The organism is Cysteiniphilum sp. (assembly GCF_057495195.1).
Genome location: NZ_JBXTEF010000069.1, coordinates 72,558 through 96,507, shown reverse-complemented (window position 1 = coordinate 96,507; position 23,950 = coordinate 72,558). Strand labels below are relative to the sequence as shown.

Here is a 23,950-nt window from a genome sequence, read left to right as displayed (position 1 = left end):
CGATATCTTATTTACTATTACCCCCCTATTGCTCTCTCCTGAGAAATTCTGAGAAACTACTTCTATTAGTCTGATATTTAGGAAATTATAAAATCATTAATAAACAAGCTGGCTTTCTAGGGCAAAGTGATCCGATAAATCAAGCATCCCATAAGGTGCATACGGCACTTTAAGCCCACCATCATACATCGCATTCTCATCTGGCGCCCTTAACACCAAAATTTGTGAGGTTTGTGTTATTGGCTGCTCGTAATCCTTGATTGCTAAAACATAATCCAACATTTCACGGGAGTCATCGGTATTCATCTTATTCTTAGTGAAGTCAGATGAGTAAGGTACTAAGGCTTGATTAATCCAATGTACTGCTTGCAATACATGCGGCATGATATTGCGATTATACTGCACTTTACCTTTTTCCCACCAGTTTATATTTAGGTCTCCTGCCAATAATACTGGATCAGTATTTGGAATATTTCTACTTTGAATAAAGCTATATATTTGTTGAAATTGTCGATCTCGTGCGGCAATCGCCTTTTCATCATTCCATGCTTGAGTATGCGTACCAAAAACATTGTAAAGCTTACCTTTTTTACTGATTTTAACCCACTGAATCGCCTTGTGAGCACCACAATCTGAGCCAGTACAATCACTATAGATCAGTGCATCGTTTTGCACAATTGGCCAACGGCTAAATATAACCACACCACTGGTTAACCTTGGATCAACCTCACTGGGGTAAACTGGACCATAATGGTAAGGATAAGATTTGCTCATTGCGGCAATAAAGTGCTCACGATGTGATTTGTCAAACAACTCCTCAGCAACAACAACATCATAATGCTGGATTTTAGTCGGGATAATCACTGCCCTTTTACTAGCCATATTCATACGTGTATTCCCTACGGCAAAGTAAAAAGGGTTTAACTGCACATTATAGGTTAAAACGTTTAATACATTAGCTTCTTCATTAACTTCAGATGCCAATGCTAGCTGTGGCGCATCAAGCACAAAGAAAATATCATCGGTACTTTGCACACTAGCGCCGTGATGTACAATGCCTACATACAAATTAAAAGCTTGTCCATCATGTGTAAATATCTCTTTTTTGCTGATAAGCTGAGTATTATAAGGGAAATTACTCGGTGTTGGTTTATGATCAAAAAATGTTATTTTGCTACGCCCATCATCTGTGTACACTGCACTATCAGAAGACATAACACTAGAGCCAATCCAATCCCCTCTAACACACAGATTAAAATCAATGCGATTAAATGCTTTTTGATGACTTAGATCCGTTAATGTGCTGACAAAACAATATGTCTGACCATTTTTAATCCCTTTGTTATAGTTGATATCAAACAAAGGTGCATATCCATAAGGTGAGATATCATTACCATATCCCTTGTATGCATTAGTAGAAATTGCTTGTGATGATGCACCTGTATTGAAAGAAGACTGCGCTTTTAATGCTCTATTTGTATTATTAATAAACTCAATATGATATTCCGCATATGACAGACCACTACATAACAAACTAAGCATTAAGATAGATTTTTTCATCATAGTTTCCTTTTATCCTTTTTTATTTTCAACCCATCATTGGTTTAATAAAACTCTAATCACTTAAAAAATTTTAAATAACTAGTAAAAGTACTCAATAGTTATATCTTAGGGTTTTTCCCTGTTAACCATTTATCGGTTTTTGGCTATCTTAGCACTGCCCCCATCAAGCCCATGAATTGCTTATGTGCTTGATGGCATATGCAGCTACAAACAACATATGGCATTTATAAATTAATAAAAAAGGAGAAAAGTGTAATGCACTATTATGCATGGAGTATATTAAGATCAAATAGCGACCTTAATCAAAAAATGACAAAACCTGAGATGAAAGTAATTTGGACTATTGGTGGTATCTGTGCCATATCTGTTATGGCAGTTTCAGCTATTGCTATTTTTTTGTTGTAGTCATCTTGTGTTACCCCTCTTAAAAACCCTCATTCCCAAGCAATAGAAAATCAAGTTATACGCTTTAATTTTGATTGCATTTTCCATCATAACCATAAGAACCTGCACATACATTTAACCATACATTAATAGGATTCCCAAAATTATCACTGCCACTTAATTTGTGTGATTGAGCAGCACCCCAATTTCCACTACCACCTGGTCCATGCCACGTAGCTATATAAAACACACCATTAACTCCTTTGCTATAGAATTTTTCCCCTTTATCATAGATGTGTGCATTATATAAGGTAAGCCAAGAGCTGCTATCATGATATCGTACTTGTGTTTTATCACTCAATGCACCTTCACCATAATTCGTAGAGTTAGTTAAGCCATTATTGACCCCTCCCATTCCTTCAGCAATATTATAATTGGAGCCACCAAGATTCCAATCCATAGCATTTCTTCCTGTCACATCAGTCATTGCATGCAATAAATATCCAGATTTTTGTAACGAATCTATTAATCTAAACTCATTAATGTTATACATCCAACACAATCCAGCGGTCCAACTATAATATGTAGTATAATTCGCCCGAGTAAAGAACTGATCTGATTGATAGTGTTTTGAGGGTATCGCGTTAATATATAAAGGTTTGTTAGTCCCATCCTTACATGTTGATATTACTTTCCCATCAAATTGAGTAATTCTCCCGCAAACAGCATAAGACCCCACTTGCTTTGTCATAAAATAATCTATACCGATCTCACTATCACCATTATTATTTGTTTGATCAGAAGCTCCTTTAAACTCTGGCATCGCTAAATTAAATCCATTATCCACATTCCAATAAAACGCCCCCATATATCCATTGTCAGAGCTTGAACTCTTCCAATACAGTTTGGTGTCCGTATCATAATTATATAACGTAACATGATCTGTTATTTCTTGAGGCGTCAACCTTTTTGAACCAGATTCAAATGTTAGCTTCATATAAATAGGCGCTTCATGTAGCCCATTAGCAAAAATGGGATATCCACTTGCTAAAGCACCATTTGTCGTAATCTCCATATGGGTCACTATTAGTAAATTGCTCTTATCTTTGACTTTATAACTTACAACTGCTGGTTTACTTCTCACACCAGCGCTATCTTCAACTTCTACAGATATACTATAATTGTTGGAGTGGTGAGAGCTATAAGCTGGTGCTGTAAACACTGGATTATAGACATTGCCCGCACTTAAACAATTACCACAGCTCGCACTCCAATAATAATTATTACTCGGGATACTGCGCCCTTTTCCGGCGCTTGCTTGCGCATTTAAACGCGTATCCTGACCTTCAAGAATATCCTGATCTGCGCCCAAAGTAACATTTGGCGCTAGTGCGGGATCTGGTTTAATTGCGATTGAATGCTGTGCATTTGCTTTAAAACCTTCACTATCTGTCACCTCTACAGAGATATTAGCACTTTGCCCTGCTGATTTATATTGAGGTGCTTTAATGGTAACCTGCTCTTGATCAGCACCACTAATGATTTGCCAAGACGAGGGAATATGCCAAGTATAATGGCTTATACTTCGCCCACCTTTAGCTTGTGCGCCAGCATTTAAGGTAAGCTCATGAGACTCTATAATACCGCTCACACCACTAATACTAACTGTCGGTAAAAAATCATCATTAGGGGTTACTTGATAGGTCACCTGCCCAGTTGATGATTTGCCATAAGCATTTGTCACCGTTAAAGTGAATGTATATTGATTGTTACCATTAGCATGATAAGCTGGCACATCAAAGCTTGCGTTTAATTGATTCGCATTATTGATTATGACATGAGCATTTGATGCCTGCCAATGGTAGCTAAGAGTCTGATCTGGTGCGCTTGTATCGCCCTGAACCGTAGCACTTAACGCTTTATTGGTTTGCTCAATGATATTACCATTATCTGGCATTGTAATGCTTGGGGCTTGATATATTATGATGGTTAAAGCCACATCGTATATCAACTGATAACCAAAGTCAGGACCTTTAACACTCATTAATACATGTCCTGTATAACGACCTGAGTGTGCTTGATCATAAGCAGCTGTTTTGACTAACTGAAAAACCATTTGGTTTTTATCTAACATTTGATCAATTACCCTATTTAATGGGAACCAACGACTGCCATCGATAAGACTTCTATAACCTTTAAAATTAAAGCTGACAACTTTGCCTTGCGCATTTTTAAGCTCGGCGCTAAAAGCCGTGTGATCAGGATTACCAGTGGCTTCTTTATCGGTCAACTTACTTGGTAAACCAGATACCTCTGTATTTGTAGTTGCTTGCAAATCCGCTACATTTACATAGGCAAGTAATTGTGCATTATCATTGATAAACTTATCTTTATAGCCCAAAGTAGCACCGGAAAAACGCCTGTCACCTTCTTTTGCAAAGTCCCAATGTAAAGCTTCAACTTCAGTAGCCACAGTACTTCCAGCACTTGCCATCATCTGTGCCTTATTTGTATAAACTACTTTTATCGTAGGCGTATACGCACCTTTAGTCGCTGTTTCAAATACAGCAGTAATCTCACACGAGTTACCGATGCCTAAGTCTTGAGAGCAAGTACTACTACTTTGCTGCAAGCCATCAGAGAAAATAATGCTTCCTAAGCCTTTGGCAATTCGATTGCCTTGATTTATTAAGCGGAACTGCACTTTATAAAGTTGATTAATCATAATATTTTCAGGTAATGGTTTTGTTGCGACTATTTGTAATTGCACATTTTCAAGTACATTAATTATTATCGATTGTTCAGTTTGCACTCCGGTATTATCGGTCACGGTTAATTTAAGCATATAGCTATTTGTACCACCTTGATTAAACATAGGTGCAGTAAACTGTTTATGTGTATCGTCTCCTGTTGTATGCATCATAGCAGTTCCTGACCATTGATAGTCTTCAATATTTCGTCCAACACCTGCATTAACTATTGCATTAATATTTACCTTCTCTCCTTCAATAACACGATGGTTTCCGCCTAATATCACCGTTGGCGCTAGAGCACTATCCGCACCAACTGATATAGTTAATATGACGTGATCACTACTTACCCCTGTGCTGTCTATAACTGTTAATCCTATTTCACCTTGTTGATCTGACCCACTATATGCAGGTGCTTTTAAAGTAATATGCTTTGCGTGTTGATCTCCTATCAACGCCCAACCCTTAGGGATAAGCCAATGATAATTATCCTCTGGAATATTGCGCCCACCCTTTGCTTGTGCATTAGCATTTAAGGTGATCTCTTGGTTTTCTATAACCTGTTTATTTCCTTGGATTGTAACCGTCGGCTTTAAACTGCTATTTGCTTTTACTGTATAATTCACCGTATTAGCAACACTTTTAACCCCTGTATTATCGGTAACAACCAAAGATAAATGATAGCTATCTGAGACGCCATTATATGCGGGTGCTGTAAATACGGGTGTCGCTGTTTCTCTTCCTGATGTTAAATGCTGCGCACCACCACCGCTCCATGTGTAAGATTTAATATATCGATTACCCTTTGGATTCCCTAAGCCTGATACTTGGCGAGATTGACCTTCCTCTATTATTTGGTTACCTCCAGCATTGGCCGTTGGCTTAAGTGCATCATCAGGATCAACGGATATGCTCAAGGTTGTTTGATCACTACTTACCCCTGTATTATCAATAACGGTTAATGCAACCTCACCTTCTTGACCCAGTCCGCTATACGCCGGTGCTTTTAAGGTAATGTGTTTTGCTGTCTTATCTCCGACAACCTCCCATCTCTGTGGGATCAGCCAATGATATTTATTCTCTGGGATATTGCGTCCACCTTTGGCTTGTGCGTTAGCATTTAAGGTGACCTGTTGACTTTCTGTAACCTCTGTAGCGCCTTGGATTGTTACTGTGGGCTTTAGACTGCTATTTGCTTGAATTGTATAAGTCACTGTACTAGCAGCACTGTTAACACCTGTATTATCAGTAACAACCAAAGATAAACGATAGCTATCTGCGCCACCCTTATATGCTGGGGCTGTAAATGTAGGTGTCGCGGTATCTTTCCCTGATGTTAGATACTTTGCACCATTACCACTCCATGTGTAAGATTTAATATATCGATTACCCTTTGCCTTGCTTGATCCTAATACTTGATAAGACTGTCCCTCCTCTATTGTTTGATTACCTCCTGCATTCGCTGTTGGCTTAAGTGTATCATCAGGGTTAACAGATATTGTTAATATTGTTTGATCACTACTTATCCCTGAGCTATCAATAACCGTTAACGCAAGCTTACCTTCTTGACCTAATCCACTGTATGCCGGTGCTTTTAAGGTAATATGCTTTCCTTCTTTATCTCCTACAATTTCCCAGCCCTTAGGAATTATCCAATGATAATTACTCTCTGGAATATTGCGCCCACCTTTGGCTTGTGCATCAGCACTTAAGGTGATCTCTTGATTTTCAGTAACCTCTTTATTGCCTTGAATTGTTACTGTGGGCTTTAGAGCGCTCTTAGCTTCTACAATATATTTAAGTATTTTTGTTGATATCTGCCCTGTTGAGTCAGTCACTGTCAGCTCCAAATGATATTCATTACCGTTTAATTGATAAGCTGGCGCTGTAAAACTGGGACTTAAGGTGTTTGAACCGTTTAACTGAATACCACCGCTAGCTACCCATTTATAGCTGGTAATTTGACGCTGCCCTTTTGCTTGTACCGTAATGTTATCAACATTTACTAACTGCCCCTCTGTTACTTTTCTTAGAGGGTTAACCATGATAATTTCAGGCTTCAATTTTGAATCAGGCATAACAATAATAGTATGACTGACTGTCGCACTTGATTGCTGTGTGTTATCGGTGACAAATAAGCTTACCTCAAGCTCATCTTCAGAGGAACCACTATAAGCAGGAGCTTGTAAATGAAGCTCACTTTTATCACTTTCCCCATCTATTTTCCATGCCTTATTTTTTATTAGCCAATGATAAGCATTGGTAGGAATACTTCTACCATTACTAGCTTGTGCATGCGCTATTAAAGTAATGTCATCACCTTCAATTACCTTACCATCCTTATTGTCACTAATACTATTTATAATCGGATCTTTACTGCTATCAGACGTCACAATGATATGAATAGATGCGGGTTCACTTTGAATTCCGGTATTATCAATTGCGATCACTTGTAATTGATATTTATCGTCACCACCTGAAAAGCTCGGTGCTGTAAAGACCCTTTCTTGGTCTTGTCCTTTCAAATGTGCTACCGCTGAACCAGAAAACTGATATTTACTAATTGATCGGCCATCACCTGCTTGAGCAAGTGCTTTAATAGTAATGCTTTGCCCTTCAATCACCGTGCGATCACTACCTAAACTTACCTTTGGCTTTAAACCTTCATCCGCCATGATTTCAATACTATGATCTGCTTGAGCACTCTTGGCACCTACGCTATCAATCACCGAAACTTTAAAGCTGCTTTTAATACCTTTTGTTGTATATTTAGGCACTTTTACTGTTAATTGTTTATGATTGCGATTGCCTATAACCTCCCAACCTTTGGGTATTATCCAGTGGTAGTTATCCTCAGGGATACTGCGCTGACCTTTTGCGGTTGCTTTTGCTTCTAATGTTATCTTTTGCCCCTCTGTTACCTGTGTATCTGCTATAATCTCAACACTTGGTTCTAATAGCGCATCTGGCGTTACCGTATAAATAACACTACTAGGCTCACTAACAATGCCTGCATTATCTATCACATTCAACGTTAGTTCATACTTATCTTGCAAAGCTCCCTTATAAGCAGGTGCTGTGAAAATTGGTTGTAATACATTGGGATCACTTAAATAATTTGCACCATTGCCATGCCAATGATATGAGCTGATAGACCTACCTTCTCCAGCAATGGCACTAGCAAGTACTTGGTGTATTTTACCTTCCTCTACTGACTGAGCTAAACCGGCATTTGCTGTTGCTTTCTTTTTACTATCAGGCAGCACCTCAAGTGAGGAGAAAACAGTTTGTTTATTGCCTTTGCTATCGGCAACGACTAATTTAAAGTCGTAGGTATTATGATCTTTATGGTATGTCGGTGCTGTTATCTGTACTGTTTTTTGCGCACTATCTACATTATATACCTCTTTTGCAAAGTCCCATTGATAATGCAAACTTTTATCCTCTGGGAAAATAACCGGTGTTAGTGAGTGATTTTGCCCTTCTTGCAATGTGATTTTTTGCGGTAAATAGACTGCATAATCTTGTGTCGAGATGACACTTTTTTTCACTGACTGCATAAACGCAGGGTTATTGCTCAAAGACATCAGTACTTTATTGCTTTTAGTCTTTTGCTCTTGAGCTGGCGATAGTTGACTAATATCATAGGTTCCACCATGGTTTTTGGCGCTATAATAAACCCCTTGGTTTGCCAAGGTCATATGCTGATAATTACTCGCACTTTGATAAACCTCTTTGACACTATTGCCTGCGGTAAAATAAAGTAAATATTTACCAGATTGAGAACGTAAATTACTGATATAAAACGCATCATCAATGCCCGTAATTGCACTTAACAATCCATATGGCAGAATATTGCTGACTTCAATTAAGCGCGATATTAACTCACCTTTTTCTGATAATTGATACCATGTTAACTGCCCCATCAAATTAACAAGAATATTAATCAGCCCATTCTGACTTGATAACGCCATAATATAGCGCGTACTATCAAATAAATGTATCAGTGGCTCTATATGCGTTTTGCTTGCATCCTGCACTATAGTAATGTACCGCACCCCACTGTTACTTGATGTGTTAATCGCAAGTAACGCTTGCTCTTTACCAACTAAAATCAATGATTGAATAGAGCCTGTGAAACTTGCAACTTTGGTAACGCTACTAAAGTCACTGGCAACCTGATAAACATTATTTAACTTAGTCACAGGGTTATAACTTGTAACAAGTATTGCTTGCATACTATCAACATAAAGTAAGTGTTGCAGAAATTGTGGATAGGTTTGGGAGAGTGTTAATGGCAATAATTGCTCATTACTATACTTAAATAGCGTATTACTTATATCGTCACTTGCAAAATAAATATCTCCATGCTCATCTGCTATGGCACTATGTATTGATTTGATCTTAGGATCTAACTTAGCGACATCTATCGTCTGACTGTCTTGCGAGCCTTGTGATAACAACATATGGATTTGACTACCCATATTTGCCAACACACCATGTATAGGGAAAATATAATCTCTGGTGTTAAATAAATTATTTTTGATATCTAACGTTGCCGATTCACTGCCAATTTCTACCTTAAACTGACATACCCCATGACTTGCTAAAGTAACGCTTTGATTTACAAACTCACAGGCATGCCTTTTTAGCTGACTACTCATATCAACGCCCTTACTTAGTATCTTAGTACTAACAGCTGTGTCGCTGCCATTGTAAAGTGTGTACAAATAATCAGTATCGTTTATTTTATGATAAAAGCGCCAAAACTTTTGCCCAATGGGTTTAACATAAACAGGAATCTCAGTATCAGCTTGTAAATTGCTATCAAGCGCATTAATTTTTAGATAATAGGGCTCACTATCTTGCTGCTCTTTTTGCGGTGGTACGTAGCTATAATATATCTTACAGGCTTCGTTTGGTTTAAGTGATGTCAGGTGCAAGCAATCCTGTGGCTGAGAAAGATAAGAAAAGCGCTGATCTTTTACAAACTCACTATCATCAAAATTGACTTGAGAAAATCCCTGCCAAGCAAATGATGAATCATTATATATTGTGAAATAATATGACTTACTATTGCCTGTAAATATTGGTACGTCCGTTTGTAGTTTTATTGGCGCCACCATAATGTTACCCATATATACTTCAGTTTGCTTATCAAACTGTCCTGTTACACTGACAAAGCCTGAACCAAAGCTATCGGTATCAGCAACAAACCATAGACTATAACGTTGATTTGCTTGCAAGATACCACCAACAACTAAAGGGTTATAGCCATCAATCCTCACACCCTTTGGCAGCATGATATTCACAGCACTTACTTTTAAGTCATGCTTAGGGATAATCGTCATTTCATAGCGTTGACTCGGCTGACTAATATAAACATTATTAAACGAAAATGCCTGACTGTTATAAGTTTTCAACTGAATATCATCACGCATATTTGAAGCGCTAATCGTAAATACATCTTGGCTTAATGATGAGCTTAAATGACCTGTATTAAGCGAAATATCTACAGTAGCTAATGCAGGGATGACCTGCTGCCTTGAAACAACTTTACCATTATACGATAAAGCAACATTGTTTAAAGGGATAATACTTGGATTAAATAGTGTCACGCTCTGTGTATCATGACTTAGAAAAATATCATTATTATGTGCAGATAAAAAATTGAGTATTGGTTCATCTAATAGCGCATCACCTTGCGGCTTAACGGTTGTCGAAAAATGCTTATCGAAAACTTGATTTGTTGTCGTGCTGACACTGACATCAAAATTAAGCGCACCTAACTGGCTTGCCGTAACATAAAGAGGGATTGTACACTCATGTGTAAAACGTTCAAAAAAACCTTGATCATTAAAGCAAGTTTCTGCACCTGCCAAATCTTTGGCTAAACTCACTCCTTTATTATTAATAAATATTATTAATAAAAATATTTGTGATTTTAACGTCATGGGTTGCATCTGAATGACTGCCGATAATTAAGGGATCACCATTATCATTGGAGAGTTTCAAGACGACTAGGGCTTTACTATGCTCTTTGATATAGTGTGGCAAACTAACATTCGTACCCATGGACACCCTAGTTTCATCCGTCCCGTCACCTTTTACGCCACACCCAACAATAAGTAAAAGATATGCTGCAAAACATAAATATCGCACATAGTTAAAACAAAACATGTTAAAGGCTACCCCATCGTATCTTTTTTTAATCAAATAGTTTCTTCAAACAGATTATATCGGGCTAAATATTTGATCATACCTAGGTTTTTTACTAATGCTGCTATGATGAATATTTCAATCAAAAGATATATAAAGTTAGTCATTTTTAGTCATTTTAGTTTCATTGTCTTAGTATCTTTCTGAACATAAGATAACCATCAATGAACTTCTGGTTTGTAAACAGCAGCTAGTGATTCATTAATAATCAGCAGAATAAATAAGACACTGCTCCCCCTTGACAACCATCTTATAAAGAAGGATAAGTTATGAAATATAAAACTTTAAGCATTCTTGCCAGTTCATTACTACTTTGTTCAACAAGCTTTGCGCTTACACAAACATCAACCACCCCTGCTATTTCTACTAAACTACAAACACTGGTTAACACACCTGTTACTGCCGATAACGGCTATTTTCCTTTACAAATTGTCAATAATCTAAAAGATAGCAGTAACATCAATCATGCTTATCTCCTAATGGTTGCACAAACATTTAGTGATCCAGCAAATACTTGTGTGATGCAATTCTCAAGTAAAACAATTGGCTCAGGTTTAGATGCTCATACGATCACTGTTGGAAAGTGTGAAGTACCGACCGCCGGAGAAAACATTGGTGATATGGCACAGAGTATCCAATCACTCCCAGGCTATAATGCAGCAACAAACAGTGTTGTTGTTTATATCCCGCATGTTCAAAGTGGGCGTGCTTTTGTATCACTTAATCATAAATTAAGCATGATGAGTTTAAAGCAACCCAATGGCACGATGACATACCAAGCACCAAATGATAGCAATGTAAATGATCCAAGTTATGATATTATTTATGATAAATTTGAATTTACCTATGATCAAAAAAATACCTTTTGGATCAACCCTACTTCAGTAGACTTTTTCTCCTTACCAATTAGCTTAGTTAAATATGGCACATCAGCTAATCAAGATGGACTGATTGAACCTTATTCTGGTGCTCCTTTGTATCAATTAAATAATGGCAGCTATACAGGTATTACACGCACTGAGATTATGAATAAAATTTCACACACGTTACAAACTGCTGAAACCAGCGATAATGACTGGAATAAGCTTATTCACAACTATCAGAATACACTGATTCGTATTGCCGCCCCTCATATCGCACCTGATTTTCCAAAAGGAACTTACCTTGATAATTTTGTAAAATTCATCACAACCTATTATAAAACACATGCCATTACCATTGATGCACGTGAGCTTGTTGGTGATGCTAAAAACCCTATGCCATTAGGTGAAAAATATGGTTATATTCAAGACGGTCCTGCTAAAGGACAGGCTAAATATCCTGTAAACACATATCCTGAGCTTTATCAATTTACTGGCAAAGTTAATAGTGATAATCAGTTTATATTTAGCAATCAGTTAGGTGTTGATGCAGTGAATGCAACATTATCAACTCATCTACAAGCCATTACTTATTCAATTAATATGACTGATACCGCAGCTATTGCTAAAGGTTTCTTTGAGCCCGGAGAAGCAAATACACCTTTTGCCACACCCAACAAAACCTTGCAAAGTGTTTTAATTAAAAATCTTGCAGCTGCGTGGTCGGTTGGCTTATTACCAGCCTATGGTAGCTCTTATACCGAAACACCAGATGGTAGTGATAAAGATGGTGTTAGTTGCACAGCCACTCAAACAACAAGTGGCGTAGGCACATTATTAAATATTTGCTATTTCAAAATGAATAAGGCAAATAGCAATTTTTACAACCCAACCAATCCAAGTATCTCAAGCAATCATAACAATCCATGGTATGATGTTTATGCTGCAGCCATTCACAACATTATGCCTAATACCTATGCGTATGCCTATGATGATGTTGCCAAACAAGACGGAACATTGACAGGTAGCAACAATACCCAACCAGTGACTGTTGTTCTTGGTGATATGAGTGGCGTTAATATTCCAACACCTCCAGTGCCAACACAATTTCAACCAGCATCCATAACAGGTGTTAATAATAGCCAATCACAAGCTAATGCCTTATATTGCGATGGTACAAATTGCACAGCAACCGTCTCATTTACAGCACCTGCACAAGCTGGTGTCAGCTATTATGCGATGCCTAATAACTTATACAGTGGCATTTCAGCTTCAGATTTGGCTCAGACTCAAAGTATTGTTGCAGGAACTAGCAACGGTAATGGCACACAAAACTACACTGCAACCATCACGATACCACAAATAGACGTAACAACAGCACCAGCTCAAACAGGTAATGTTGATGGTTTACAAGTGCAAGTTTTTGCCTGTTCAAATGTTGCAGGTGGTAACTGCCCAGGACAAGATAATTATGAAACAACACCACCAACAGGATCAGCAATCTATCCTCAACCTACAGTCAATGTATTGCCTGCAACAATTACATCACATTCAGGTTATACCTGTTCAGGCAATACTTGCAATGTAACACTTAACTGGAGTATTCCACAAGGTCAAGGGCAAGGTGTACAATACTATGTTGGGCTACAAGGTTATACTTTAGGCACTCAAGCGGGTTTCCAAAATGATGTTTACTCGCTAACAAGTGCTGATGCCACAACTCAAACAATTACTGTTGCTAAGACCAACTTAAAAGATACTTTACTTCAAGCACAAGTCTTTGCCTGCTCAACAGCTACTAATAACTGCCCAACATCTGACAATGATTACAACCCAGAAAATCCAGCGCCTGGTAGTACACCAGTTGACCTAACTAAGCCAAACTAAGGCTTATAAAAATCGCATCGACAAATCAATCGCTTGAATGTTTTTAGTCAATGCACCAATCGAGATAAAATCAACGCCGGTTTGTGCAACTGCATAAATCATATCAAGCGACATATTACCAGAGGCCTCAAGTTGCGCTTTACCCTTAGCAATACTGACGGCCTTTTGCATATCTCTTAATGAGAAATTATCAAGCATAATCACATCAGCATGTGCTTTAAGTGCTTCATTAAGCTCATCAAAGTTTTCAACCTCGACTTCAACCATTTTCTGTGGCGCGATTTCTCGCGCTTTTTCAATCGCCTTGGTAATGGAGTGATCACAAGCTGCAATATGGTTTTCTTTGATTAAAAAGGCATCAAATAAACCAATGCGGTGATTCATTCCTCCACCACAGGTGACGGCATATTTTTGCGCCAAGCGAAACCCTGGAATCGTTTTGCGTGTATCAAGTATTGCGCACTCAGTGCCTTTAATCACTTTGACATATTCACGCGTTTTTGTAGCAACAGCTGAGAGCATCTGTAAGAAATTAAGCGCATTGCGCTCAGCAGATAAGATACTGCGTGCTAAACCCTCAACTTCAAAAAGTGTTTTATTGGCAAGAACTTCATCACCATCATGATGATACCAATGGATTTTTAAATTAGGATCAACTTGTCTGAAGACTTCATTAACCCAATCATAGCCGCACATCACCATCGGTTCACGTGTGATCACACGTGCACAAGCTTGTTCATCTTCATTGATCAATAATGCATTAATATCACCTTGATCAATATCCTCAGCCAATGCTTGTGTTACCATGGTTGTCACAAGCGCTTTTGGGACTTCGGTAATTTGTTCGGTTTGTAAGTGTGTATGACTCATTTATTGTTAAACTCCACCATTCGCGTTAATGGCACCATTGCACGCTCACGCACATCATCTGGCACGATAATCTCATTATCCCCACTCTCTAAAACTTCAGCGAGATTCTTTAAGGTATTCATCCCCATCCACGGACAATGCGCACAGGATTTACATGTCGCACTATTTCCCATAGTTGGCGCTTCAATAAATACCTTATGCGGTGAGGCTTGCTTCATCTTATAGAAAATACCGGCTTCCGTTGCCACGATAAAAATAGGATTTGCTAAGTTTTTTGATGCTTCCAATAATTGTGAAGTAGAGCCCACCGCATCAGCTAATGCAACAATCTCTTGAGGTGACTCTGGATGCACTAACACAGCAGCTTCTGGATATTGCGTTTTTAAATCAAGGAGTGCACGCGCCTTAAACTCTTCATGTACAACACACGCACCATTGTAATGCACCATATCCGCCCCAGTTTGCTTCTCAATCCAGCGCCCTAAGTATTTATCTGGTGCCCATAGAATCTTTTGATCTTGTTCATCCAAATACTCACAAATTTGCAAAGCATTAGATGAGGTAACCGTCCAATCAGCCAAGGCCTTAATACGCGCTGAGGTATTAACATAAACAACAACTGTGCGATCAGGATGCTTAGCAATAAATGCTTTAAACTCTTCTTCCTGGCAACTTACATCAAGTGAACACTCGGCCTCTAATGTCGGCATAATAACTTTTTTATGAGGTGACAAAATCTTTGCACTCTCGCCCATAAAGCGCACACCTGCAACGACAAGTGTATCTGCTGAATGATCCTTTCCAAAGCGCGCCATAGCTAATGAATCGCCTAGCATACCACCGGTTTCTTCAGCCAATGCTTGAATATCTGCATCAACATAGTAGTGCGCAATTAAACAGGCATTTTTTTCTTTTAATAATCGTTTTATTTTCTCACGATAAAAGGTTTTTTCTTGTTCATCCGTTACCTGTAAGCTTTCGGTTTTTGGCCAAGCTTGAGCAACACGCGATTGAAATTCGACATCACTGATCATACTAATATGACTTTAATATACTAATAAAAGGTTTTCGGAGTGTACCACAGACCATCAAAAATAAGAAAAAATAGCAGCACTTTTCTTATTTTTCACGCTTTCTTAGCACCTTAAAATATTTAACAATGCCATTTATATAGATGACACATACAATTTTAGATAAAAGCATTTGGTAAAGAATACTTAACTGATATATGATACGTAACAACTTTTAGTGACAATAAACCAATCAATTAACAATGATAATGCGCTTTAGTTTGTAGCGTTGGTGTATCATTTTGTGGTTTAAAAAATTAAGGACAATCTATATAGTATGGGTTTTATTTTTAAAAAAATTGCCATTATTGGCACACACGATAACCCAGCGGTTTCTGAGACCGTTGAATATCTAGCACATACATTGATTGAGCACTCAGCACGTATTTATCTTGAAGCTGAAACAGCGGAGAGTTTAGATCATCGTTTTGGTGAAGGTTATGACTTAAAAGCAATTGCTAAGCACTGCGATGTTGCTGTGGTTGTTGGCGGGGATGGTAATTTCTTAAATGCGGCAAGAAGCTTATCTTTGCTAAGTAGTATCCCCATTGTCGGGATTAACCGTGGCAAATTGGGATTTTTAACCGATGTTAATCCCGATGAACTAAATACACGTTTGTTTGATGTGCTTGAGGGGAATTACCAACAAGAACAACGCTTTATGTTACAAGCATCAATCAAAAGCGACATCTGCCCACCTGAAAAAACCGTTGCATTAAATGATATTGTCATTGCCGCAGGTCAACATAGTCGTTTATTTCAGATGCATGTCCACATCGATGGTCGCTACGCTTTTGACCAACGTGCTGATGGTATGATTATTGCAACCCCTACCGGTTCAACCGCGCATGCACTATCGGCAGGAGGCCCTATTATGCATCCTGGACTTGACGCCATCGTTATGGTGCCGATGTTCTCGCACTCCTTAAATAGCCGCCCGATTGTTTTAAATGCTAATTGTGATATTCAAATTACTGTTGGCGAGTATAATAATCCAGAACCAAGCTTAAGTTTTGATGGCCATATGAAATTACAACTCTCGCCAGGGGATACTATTAAGCTTAGTCGCTGCCCAAAATCAGTAACGATATTGCACCCTCTGGATTATGACTATTTTCACTCATTACGTTCAAAACTTCATTGGGGCAAAATGCTCTTTCCTTAAATTCTAATCAATGCCTTTGTTTGCCAGTAAAACTATTGTATTTGGGCTTTGATCGGGCATAATAACGGCTTAAATTTGACAAGAAATGATAATGAAAACAGTAAAATAATAGGATTAAACATGGAAAACACGCAAAACAATCAACCTAACTTCGTTATTCAAAAAATTTATACCAAAGACATTTCATTTGAAGCGCCAAGTACACCTGATGTTTTCAAAGCACAATGGCAACCTGAGGCTAATGTTAACGTCGATACGACATCATCAAAGCTTGATAATGATGTATACGAAGTTGAATTAAGCTTAACTGTTACCGTTAAAAATAGTGACAACAATGCTTATTTAATTGAAGTTTCACAAGCAGGTATTTTCACTTTACAAAATATGCCAGAAGATCAAATTGCCCCAATGCTAGGTGCTTTCTGCCCAACCACACTATTCCCATATGCCAAAGAAACCATTGATAGCCTAATTAATCGTGGTGGATTCCCACAGATTAATCTAGCACCTATTAACTTTGATGCACTTTATATGCAACGACTTGCGCAACAGCAATCAGGTGAGCAAACACAACACTAAATCTGAAAAACAGCATATGCCGTTTTGCTGATATTGAAAATATTTTTAAGCAGATTTTATACACGCGGCTAAATTTATTTTTACAACCTGCAATTTTGCATCGACTTATTTGTATTTTTTCTCATACAATGAGCTTTATTTCTAATAGTTATATTTGCTATGCAACAAAGTATTCGTAAAACTTTACGCCGACAACGGCAAGCAATTCCTAAGACACAAAAAATAGCATATTCTCAAGAGCTGCAAAGGATTTTTTTTAACTATTACGAGTCTTTATTAACTTCAAGTCCGAAAAAAATAGCAAGCTATTATGCGTCTGATGAAGAAGTCTCACCACGATGGATTGATGAGGTTTTAAGTGAAACTCACGCGCTTTACTATCCGGTATTGCACCCATTTAAAAAGCGTCAACTTTTTTTTGCTCGACAAACAAAGAACAAACGACTTAATAAATATCACTTAGAAGAACCATTATTTATTGCTGAAGACATTTTAGCCCCATGGGAACTTGATATGATTATCGTGCCACTGGTTGGATTTGATTCACATAAAAATCGCATTGGCATGGGTGGTGGATTTTATGATAGCGCATTAGCATTATGCAAAGCTTGTAATAATACTGAGTTTGTTGGTATTGCCTTTGATGAACAACAATTTGACAAATTTGAACATACGCCCATTGCAATGAATGATTGGGATATTAAAATGGACACCATTATTACACCAACACGAATCATTCGCTGATTATATGAATATATTAGAGAAAGAAATTATTGATAAACTTGAGAAAGCGTTCTCACCTTCTAGATTAGAGCTTATTGACGAGACCCATAAACACCATAAACATAAACAGTTTCAAGCTGGGAAATTGCATTTTAAACTGCGCATTGCCAGTGACAAGCTTAATCCATTTAGCACACTCAAAGCACATCAAGCAATCTATGCTTGTTTAGGTGAGCTCATGCAAACTCAAATCCATGCGCTATCGATTCAGATTGATAAAAGCTAAATGAGTGATTTACGAGTAATATAACGTATTGGCTAAGACTAAATATTCACCCACAAGTACTCACCGTACCCTGAGCATTAGCCGAAGCGATGCACTGAACATTAGTCGAAGTGTGTAAGCTTAGGAAAATCATACTTCATAGAGGCTTTGACTTACGCTCAGCCAACGTTTACGCAATCAAAGTGAGCGGAAATATGGTCATAGCCGACTTATTTTTTACGAAAATAGGCATAAGATAACTTAAATACCACTGGGCTTAATAGCAACAATGCAATCAAGTTAGGTAGCGCCATTAAGCCATTTAAGGTATCTGCTAATAACCAGACAAAATCAAGCTTTAGCACTGCACCAATTGGAATTGCAATCACCCAAATTATCCGAAAAGGAATAATCGCTTTCACACCGAATAAAAACTCAACACAGCGCTCACCATAGTAACTCCACCCTAGAATGGTCGTAAATGCAAATAAAATCAAACCAAAGGTAATTACCCAAGCGCCAAAATTTGGCATTAAGGTATTCATCGCCTCTGACGAGAGACTTGCACCATTTAAGCCACCACTCCACTGCCCAGATAGGATAATAACAAGACCTGTCATCGTGCAAATAACAATCGTATCGATAAATGTGCCAAGCATCGCAATTGTGCCCTGCTTGACGGGGCTATTGGTTTTAGCTGCAGCATGGGCAATAGGGGCAGATCCCAAACCCGCTTCATTAGAAAATATGCCTCGGGCAACACCCATTTGGATAGCAAGCATCACACCCGCACCTGCAAAGCCACCAGTAGCAGCAATGGGATTAAATGCATGGTTTAAAATCAAAGCAAAAGCATCTGGCAAAGCGCTGATATTTAAGATAATCGCAGTAAGACAACTAACAAAATAGACCACTGCCATAAAAGGGACAATCTTACTGGCAACCTCAGCAATTCGCTTGATACCTCCAAGCAATACTAAGGCAACTAATAATGCGACAAATGTGCCAGTGATATAACTGGGAATATATAAGTTTTGACTCATGACATCTGCCATTGAGTTAATTTGCACCATATTACCAATACCAAATCCTGCAACAGAACCGAATATAGCAAAAAGTATACCAAGCCAGACAAAACGTTTACCTAAGCCATTTTTGATGTAATACATAGGACCGCCAACATAGGCGCCCTTTTGATCTACCTCACGAAAATTCACCGCTAATACCGCTTCGGAGTATTTCGTTGCCATGCCGACTAATGCCGTGCACCACATCCAGAATATTGCACCTGGCCCACCAATGGCAATGGCAGTTGCAACTCCTGCAATATTACCTGTTCCAATCGTTGCCGAGAGTGCTGTCATTAATGCTTGAAAAGGTGAGATCTCTCCTGCTTTTTCTTTACTATCACTTCTTTTACGCCCAAATAATAGTTTAAAACCAAACCCTAGTTTTCTTAATGGCAAGAACGCCAATCCCAACATCAAAAACAAGCCAACGCCTAAGATAAGCACCAACATGTATGGACCCCATACATAGCCATTGATTGATGCTACTATACTATGAATAAACTCCATTATTCTTTCCTCCACTGAACATCCAAACACTATTGACTATAGCAATAAAACATTTATTTGCATTACAATATTGCACATGATTTGTAAATAACACTGACTTTTATGCTTATAGATAGTCATTGCCATCTTGATTTCCCTTGTTTTGATGGCATGCGCAACACGCTTTTAGATAATTGTGTTGAAAAAAATATTACTCACTTTATCAATCCGGCTATAGCGTTTAGTAACTGGCAAAGAGTGATTGATTTAAGTATACAATACCTATCAATTACATCGGCATTGGGCTTACATCCATGCTTTGTTGAACAGCATCAGAAGGAACACCTTAGTACGCTGAAACCGTGGCTTCTAACACATCATATTCCACTGATTGGTGAAATCGGTTTAGACAAGCGCTATTTAGAAAGTTTCGATCAGCAACTGTTCTTTTTTAATGAACAACTAGCGATTGCTCAAGATTTACAAAAGCCTGTGATTATTCATAGCGTTAAAGCACATAATGAAGTCATCGCCACATTAAAACATCATCATTTTACACACGGTGGTATTATTCATGCATTCTCTGGTAGTTTTAATATTGCAAAAGCCTATTGCGATTTTGGTTTTAAACTAGGTATTGGCAGCATTTTGCATTACCCTAATAGCAAATTACCGAATGTCTTAAAACGCATAGGCATTGAAAATATCTTACTGGAAACCGATTCACCTGATATGCCAATACCAAATAGTGAAAACAAAATAAACACACCATTATCTCTATTGCAAACACGCGATCTTTTGGTTGACATTTTTAATCTTTCTAAAGATCAAATACATCGTATACTGCTACAAAATGCACAACAGATTATTTAGAGCAACCGATATCACTTATCCCAAATATTTTGCCGTTTTTATCTAGCAAAAGCCAATAATACACTACTGTGACACCACGCTTTGTGATATATTGCCACACAATGTTTTGATCAAGACGAACAATAAATATGGCTGAACAATTGGATAATAATGAGTTAGATAAAATAAAGCTTTTATGGAAAAAATATGGCTCAAAGCTAGTAACACTAATTTGCGTTATTTTAATACTTATCATCGCTTGGCAATATTGGCAGAAAAGAAAGCTTGAAAACAATGTGCAAGCAGCTGAGCTTTACCAAAATTTAGCCCTTATTGCTGATAATGCATCAAGCAATTCAGAGGCAATTTTAAATCAAGCACAAAACCTGATTACGCTTTACCCTAAATCAATTTATGCTGATTTCGCGCGTTTGGAAATTGCTAAACAGTCCGTTTTAAAAAATCAATTAGACCAAGCAGTAGTGAGTCTTAAGCAGGTTGCTGATAGTACGCTTAATCCAAATCTGCAAGCAATTGCCAAGCTTCGCCTTGCACGCGTTGAATTAGCACAAAACAAAACAGCTGATGCCATTGCAACACTTAATAGCATCACATTGGCGGGCTTCGCTCTCTCAAGCAATATGCTATTAGGTGATGCTTATTTTGCCAACAAAGACTATGCCAAAGCGAAAACATACTGGCAAAGCGCATTATCTGAAGCCGACAAGCCAGAGTTAGCAAATATTAAAAGCTTATTACAAATGAAAATCGATAATCTTGCTGCATTAAGCAAATGATAACGGATAAACATATGACAAAGTTAACAATCAAAAATACTAAAAAAATTATTTTAAGCACCGCATTGATTACTGTATTTGGTGGTGCTTTAGTTGCTTGTGGTAATAAAAGTAATGACACACCACCTAAGCCACTTGTAGAGTTTAAATCAAGTTTAAATGCTAAATACGTCTGGGATACCAATATTGGCAATGGCAATGATGGACAAATCGATGTAACCCTAACACCTGCGATTGAAAATGGTGTGATTTACACATCAAGTTATGACGGATACATTTCAGCAGTAAATGCAACAACAGGCAAACGTTTATGGTCAGCCGATACTAAATTGCAGTTAAGCTCAGCGGTTGCGGTTAGTGGTAATGTTGTCGTTGCCGGTAGCCTGCGTGGTACATTAGTGGCAGTAGATACTAGCTCTGGCAAAGTACTATGGCAAAGCGCATTACCAAGCAGCTTATTCTCAGCACCCACTATTGTTGACAATATCATCTACACACAAACACATGATGGCAGTATCTCAGCATATAATCTCAAAGACGGCAAGCAGCTATGGACACAAAGCATTGCTACGCCTGATTTAATGTTAGTTGGCAACAGCTCACCTATCGTTTATCAAGGCCTAGTAATTGCTGGCACTTCATCTGGGAGTTTATGGGGCTTAAAAACAGCCACGGGTGAAAAACAATGGGATAACCCGATTGCCTTACCTCAATCTGGATCACCTGCGCAACAAATGGTTGACATTACTGCCACACCACTTATAGATAATGACACACTTTATGTCGCGACATTCCAAGGAAACTTGATTAGTTTCAACACCAAACTAGGCAGTATGAACTGGCAGAAAAAAGCGTCCATTTATCGCAATATAGCATTGGGACAAAAGGCTATTTTCACAACTGATACTAAAGGTGACATTACCGCTTATAATCTCAAAACAGGTGATAAGCTCTGGCAAGCCACTGAACTTGAAGGACGTAAGCCATCAGCGCCTTTATATATTAACGGCATGATTGCCGTGGGTGATTATGAAGGCTATGTGCATATTTTCAATGCCGACACAGGTAAATATCTCACTCGTGTTGAAATTGGTGGTGATGGTATTAGTGCCACACCTATTGCTGCAGGCAAATCAATTATTGTCCAAACCAACAGTGGCACACTTGCTGCTATCCAACTATAAAAACATATTGTAAATGTAAATGTCTAGCACAAACACTTCACAGAAAATTGCGGCATTTATTGCCCCTTCTTTGTTTATTCTGGTGCTAATGATTTCAGTGGGTCCTTTTGGCGATACGATTTATGCACCCTCTTTGCCAAGCATTGCTGAAGCCTTTAATACACCTTATCATAATGTTCAACTAACCATTACCTTTTATCTCTTAGGTTACTCTATTAGCCAGATACTGTATGGCCCTTTTTCTGATCGATTTGGACGTAAACCGATTATGATTATTGGTGCAGTTATTTTTCTTATCGGCTCAATTGTGTGCCTCATCAGCCCAAATATCACCCTACTGATTTTCGCACGCTTCTTACAAGGGTTTGGCGCCTGTGCTGGTGCTGTTATCTCAAGTGCCGCCGTACGTGATGCATTTTCCTTAAAAGATCAAGGCAAAGTATTTGCCAAGATGAATGCCGCTTTTGCTATTGCCCCAGGTGCTGGTGCGATTGTCGGCACCTTTATCTCATGGCAGACAAATTTTATTGTGTTATTTGTATTAGCCATTATATTGCTGATTGCAGTGATTTTTCTCTTCCCTGAGACACTGCGCCAAAAGAACTATGGTGCAACACGTCCCAAGAAGCTAGTTATTAACTATTTTAAGTTATATCAAGCACGCGGTTATTTTGTTTATCTATGCTTATTAGGGCTTAATATCGGTATGGTTTATGCCTGTTTGGTTGAAACGCCAGGCATTGTCATTAATATACTACACTTAGACAAAATCTGGTTTATTGTGATTGCTGCAGGGATTGTATTGGCATTTATGATTGGTTCGGTGTTATGCACCTACTTGGTACATAAGATGAGCCAAAACGGGATCTTACTCATTGGCATGATTATTAGTCTCATAGGTGCGATTATGCTCTTGTGTTTTATGTCGCTTAATATCGTTCATTTATACAGCTTATTAACACCAGTGATCATCCTCTTTACTGGGATATCCTTTGTGATTCCAATCGCCACCGCCAAGGCACTTGCTCCTTTTACCCTAACAGCGGGATCTGCTTCAGCAATGATGGGCTTTTTTCAAATGGGGGCTGCTTCACTCATTACAGCGATTGTGACGGTATTACCCTTTAGCGATATACTGTCAATGCCGATTGCTTTCACCTTTCTATCGACTTTAAGTATTGTGGTTTTAATTATTTATATGCTTTGGCTTAAGCGAGTAGCTTAAA

Annotated in this window: 16 protein-coding genes; 10 read left to right on the top strand and 6 right to left on the bottom strand. The window is 38.2% G+C overall.

Translation table 11 applies throughout. From position 1 onward, the window contains the following. Window positions 1–96: 96 nt before the first annotated feature. On the bottom strand, window positions 97–1,560 hold the full coding sequence (locus tag ACY10D_RS06300) for a sphingomyelin phosphodiesterase (protein WP_486999915.1): 1,464 nt from the start codon (window positions 1,558–1,560) through the stop codon (window positions 97–99). A gap of 258 nt (window positions 1,561–1,818) precedes the next feature. Here ACY10D_RS06300 and ACY10D_RS06295 point away from each other — a divergent pair, with 258 nt between their 5' ends. After that, window positions 1,819–1,968 carry a hypothetical protein gene (locus ACY10D_RS06295; protein ID WP_486999914.1) on the top strand — a complete coding sequence of 50 codons (150 nt, stop codon included), beginning with the start codon at window positions 1,819–1,821 and terminating at the stop codon, window positions 1,966–1,968. Between the two features lie 64 nt (window positions 1,969–2,032). Here ACY10D_RS06295 and ACY10D_RS06290 read toward each other — a convergent pair whose 3' ends face one another. Beyond that, a complete protein-coding gene (locus ACY10D_RS06290; RefSeq protein ID WP_486999913.1) occupies window positions 2,033–10,597 on the bottom strand; it encodes a hypothetical protein in 8,565 nt (2,854 codons plus the stop codon). A gap of 10 nt (window positions 10,598–10,607) precedes the next feature. Next, window positions 10,608–10,772: a hypothetical protein gene (locus tag ACY10D_RS06285; protein ID WP_486999912.1), complete on the bottom strand. Its 165-nt coding sequence runs from the start codon at window positions 10,770–10,772 to the stop codon at window positions 10,608–10,610. A 413-nt stretch (window positions 10,773–11,185) separates the two neighbouring features. Between ACY10D_RS06285 and ACY10D_RS06280 the strand changes: the two genes are divergently transcribed. After that, the gene (locus ACY10D_RS06280) at window positions 11,186–13,663 is read left to right on the top strand and encodes a beta-1,3-glucanase family protein (RefSeq protein ID WP_486999911.1); all 2,478 of its coding nucleotides are present in this window, start codon (window positions 11,186–11,188) and stop codon (window positions 13,661–13,663) included. Window positions 13,664–13,666: 3 nt separating this feature from the next. Here ACY10D_RS06280 and nadC read toward each other — a convergent pair whose 3' ends face one another. Further along, window positions 13,667–14,533, bottom strand: a complete 867-nt coding sequence (nadC, locus tag ACY10D_RS06275) for a carboxylating nicotinate-nucleotide diphosphorylase (protein WP_486999910.1) — start codon at window positions 14,531–14,533, stop codon at window positions 13,667–13,669. Beyond that, window positions 14,530–15,567, bottom strand: a complete 1,038-nt coding sequence (nadA, locus tag ACY10D_RS06270) for a quinolinate synthase NadA (protein ID WP_486999909.1) — start codon at window positions 15,565–15,567, stop codon at window positions 14,530–14,532. The genes nadC and nadA overlap by 4 nt, the downstream gene beginning before the upstream one ends. 313 nt (window positions 15,568–15,880) lie before the next feature. On the opposite strand from nadA, the gene ACY10D_RS06265 reads away from it, so the two are divergent. From ACY10D_RS06265 to ACY10D_RS06250, 4 genes are all read left to right on the top strand, one after another. Further along, window positions 15,881–16,768: an NAD(+) kinase gene (locus ACY10D_RS06265; protein WP_486999908.1), complete on the top strand. Its 888-nt coding sequence runs from the start codon at window positions 15,881–15,883 to the stop codon at window positions 16,766–16,768. Window positions 16,769–16,888: 120 nt separating this feature from the next. After that, window positions 16,889–17,347, top strand: coding sequence for a protein-export chaperone SecB (gene secB, locus ACY10D_RS06260; protein ID WP_192484056.1), 459 nt, complete (start codon window positions 16,889–16,891; stop codon window positions 17,345–17,347). Window positions 17,348–17,506: 159 nt separating this feature from the next. Next, window positions 17,507–18,091 carry a 5-formyltetrahydrofolate cyclo-ligase gene (locus ACY10D_RS06255; protein WP_486999907.1) on the top strand — a complete coding sequence of 195 codons (585 nt, stop codon included), beginning with the start codon at window positions 17,507–17,509 and terminating at the stop codon, window positions 18,089–18,091. A gap of 4 nt (window positions 18,092–18,095) precedes the next feature. Next, window positions 18,096–18,356 (top strand): BolA family protein, encoded by a 261-nt coding sequence (locus ACY10D_RS06250; protein WP_486999906.1) that lies wholly within the window; start codon window positions 18,096–18,098, stop codon window positions 18,354–18,356. Between the two features lie 209 nt (window positions 18,357–18,565). On the opposite strand, the gene ACY10D_RS06245 is transcribed toward ACY10D_RS06250, so the two are convergent. Beyond that, window positions 18,566–19,912, bottom strand: coding sequence for an alanine/glycine:cation symporter family protein (locus ACY10D_RS06245; protein ID WP_486999905.1), 1,347 nt, complete (start codon window positions 19,910–19,912; stop codon window positions 18,566–18,568). Between the two features lie 102 nt (window positions 19,913–20,014). Between ACY10D_RS06245 and ACY10D_RS06240 the strand changes: the two genes are divergently transcribed. The 4 genes from ACY10D_RS06240 (at window position 20,015) to ACY10D_RS06225 (ending at window position 23,949) form a co-directional block, all read left to right on the top strand. Next, the gene (locus ACY10D_RS06240) at window positions 20,015–20,764 is read left to right on the top strand and encodes a TatD family hydrolase (RefSeq protein WP_486999904.1); all 750 of its coding nucleotides are present in this window, start codon (window positions 20,015–20,017) and stop codon (window positions 20,762–20,764) included. Window positions 20,765–20,892: 128 nt separating this feature from the next. Further along, complete coding sequence (locus ACY10D_RS06235; protein ID WP_486999903.1) at window positions 20,893–21,540, top strand: YfgM family protein; 648 nt, start codon at window positions 20,893–20,895, stop codon at window positions 21,538–21,540. A 14-nt stretch (window positions 21,541–21,554) separates the two neighbouring features. Further along, entirely contained in the window at window positions 21,555–22,724 is a 1,170-nt protein-coding gene (gene bamB, locus ACY10D_RS06230; RefSeq protein WP_486999902.1) for an outer membrane protein assembly factor BamB, read from the top strand. 19 nt (window positions 22,725–22,743) lie between these two features. Continuing rightward, a complete protein-coding gene (locus ACY10D_RS06225) occupies window positions 22,744–23,949 on the top strand; it encodes a multidrug effflux MFS transporter (RefSeq protein WP_486999901.1) in 1,206 nt (401 codons plus the stop codon). Window position 23,950: the final 1 nt, after the last annotated feature.

Bases quoted from the DNA above. Each gene is read 5' to 3' on its own strand.
- ACY10D_RS06300 (WP_486999915.1), bottom strand. From the start codon at position 1,560: ATGAAAAAATCTATCTTAATGCTTAGTTTGTTATGTAGTGGTCTGTCA.
- ACY10D_RS06295 (WP_486999914.1), top strand. From the start codon at position 1,819: ATGCACTATTATGCATGGAGTATATTAAGATCAAATAGCGACCTTAAT.
- ACY10D_RS06285 (WP_486999912.1), bottom strand. From the start codon at position 10,772: ATGGGTACGAATGTTAGTTTGCCACACTATATCAAAGAGCATAGTAAA.
- ACY10D_RS06280 (WP_486999911.1), top strand. From the start codon at position 11,186: ATGAAATATAAAACTTTAAGCATTCTTGCCAGTTCATTACTACTTTGT.
- nadC (WP_486999910.1), bottom strand. From the start codon at position 14,533: ATGAGTCATACACACTTACAAACCGAACAAATTACCGAAGTCCCAAAA.
- nadA (WP_486999909.1), bottom strand. From the start codon at position 15,567: ATGATCAGTGATGTCGAATTTCAATCGCGTGTTGCTCAAGCTTGGCCA.
- ACY10D_RS06265 (WP_486999908.1), top strand. From the start codon at position 15,881: ATGGGTTTTATTTTTAAAAAAATTGCCATTATTGGCACACACGATAAC.
- secB (WP_192484056.1), top strand. From the start codon at position 16,889: ATGGAAAACACGCAAAACAATCAACCTAACTTCGTTATTCAAAAAATT.
- ACY10D_RS06255 (WP_486999907.1), top strand. From the start codon at position 17,507: ATGCAACAAAGTATTCGTAAAACTTTACGCCGACAACGGCAAGCAATT.
- ACY10D_RS06250 (WP_486999906.1), top strand. From the start codon at position 18,096: ATGAATATATTAGAGAAAGAAATTATTGATAAACTTGAGAAAGCGTTC.
- ACY10D_RS06245 (WP_486999905.1), bottom strand. From the start codon at position 19,912: ATGGAGTTTATTCATAGTATAGTAGCATCAATCAATGGCTATGTATGG.
- ACY10D_RS06240 (WP_486999904.1), top strand. From the start codon at position 20,015: ATGCTTATAGATAGTCATTGCCATCTTGATTTCCCTTGTTTTGATGGC.
- ACY10D_RS06235 (WP_486999903.1), top strand. From the start codon at position 20,893: ATGGCTGAACAATTGGATAATAATGAGTTAGATAAAATAAAGCTTTTA.
- bamB (WP_486999902.1), top strand. From the start codon at position 21,555: ATGACAAAGTTAACAATCAAAAATACTAAAAAAATTATTTTAAGCACC.
- ACY10D_RS06225 (WP_486999901.1), top strand. From the start codon at position 22,744: ATGTCTAGCACAAACACTTCACAGAAAATTGCGGCATTTATTGCCCCT.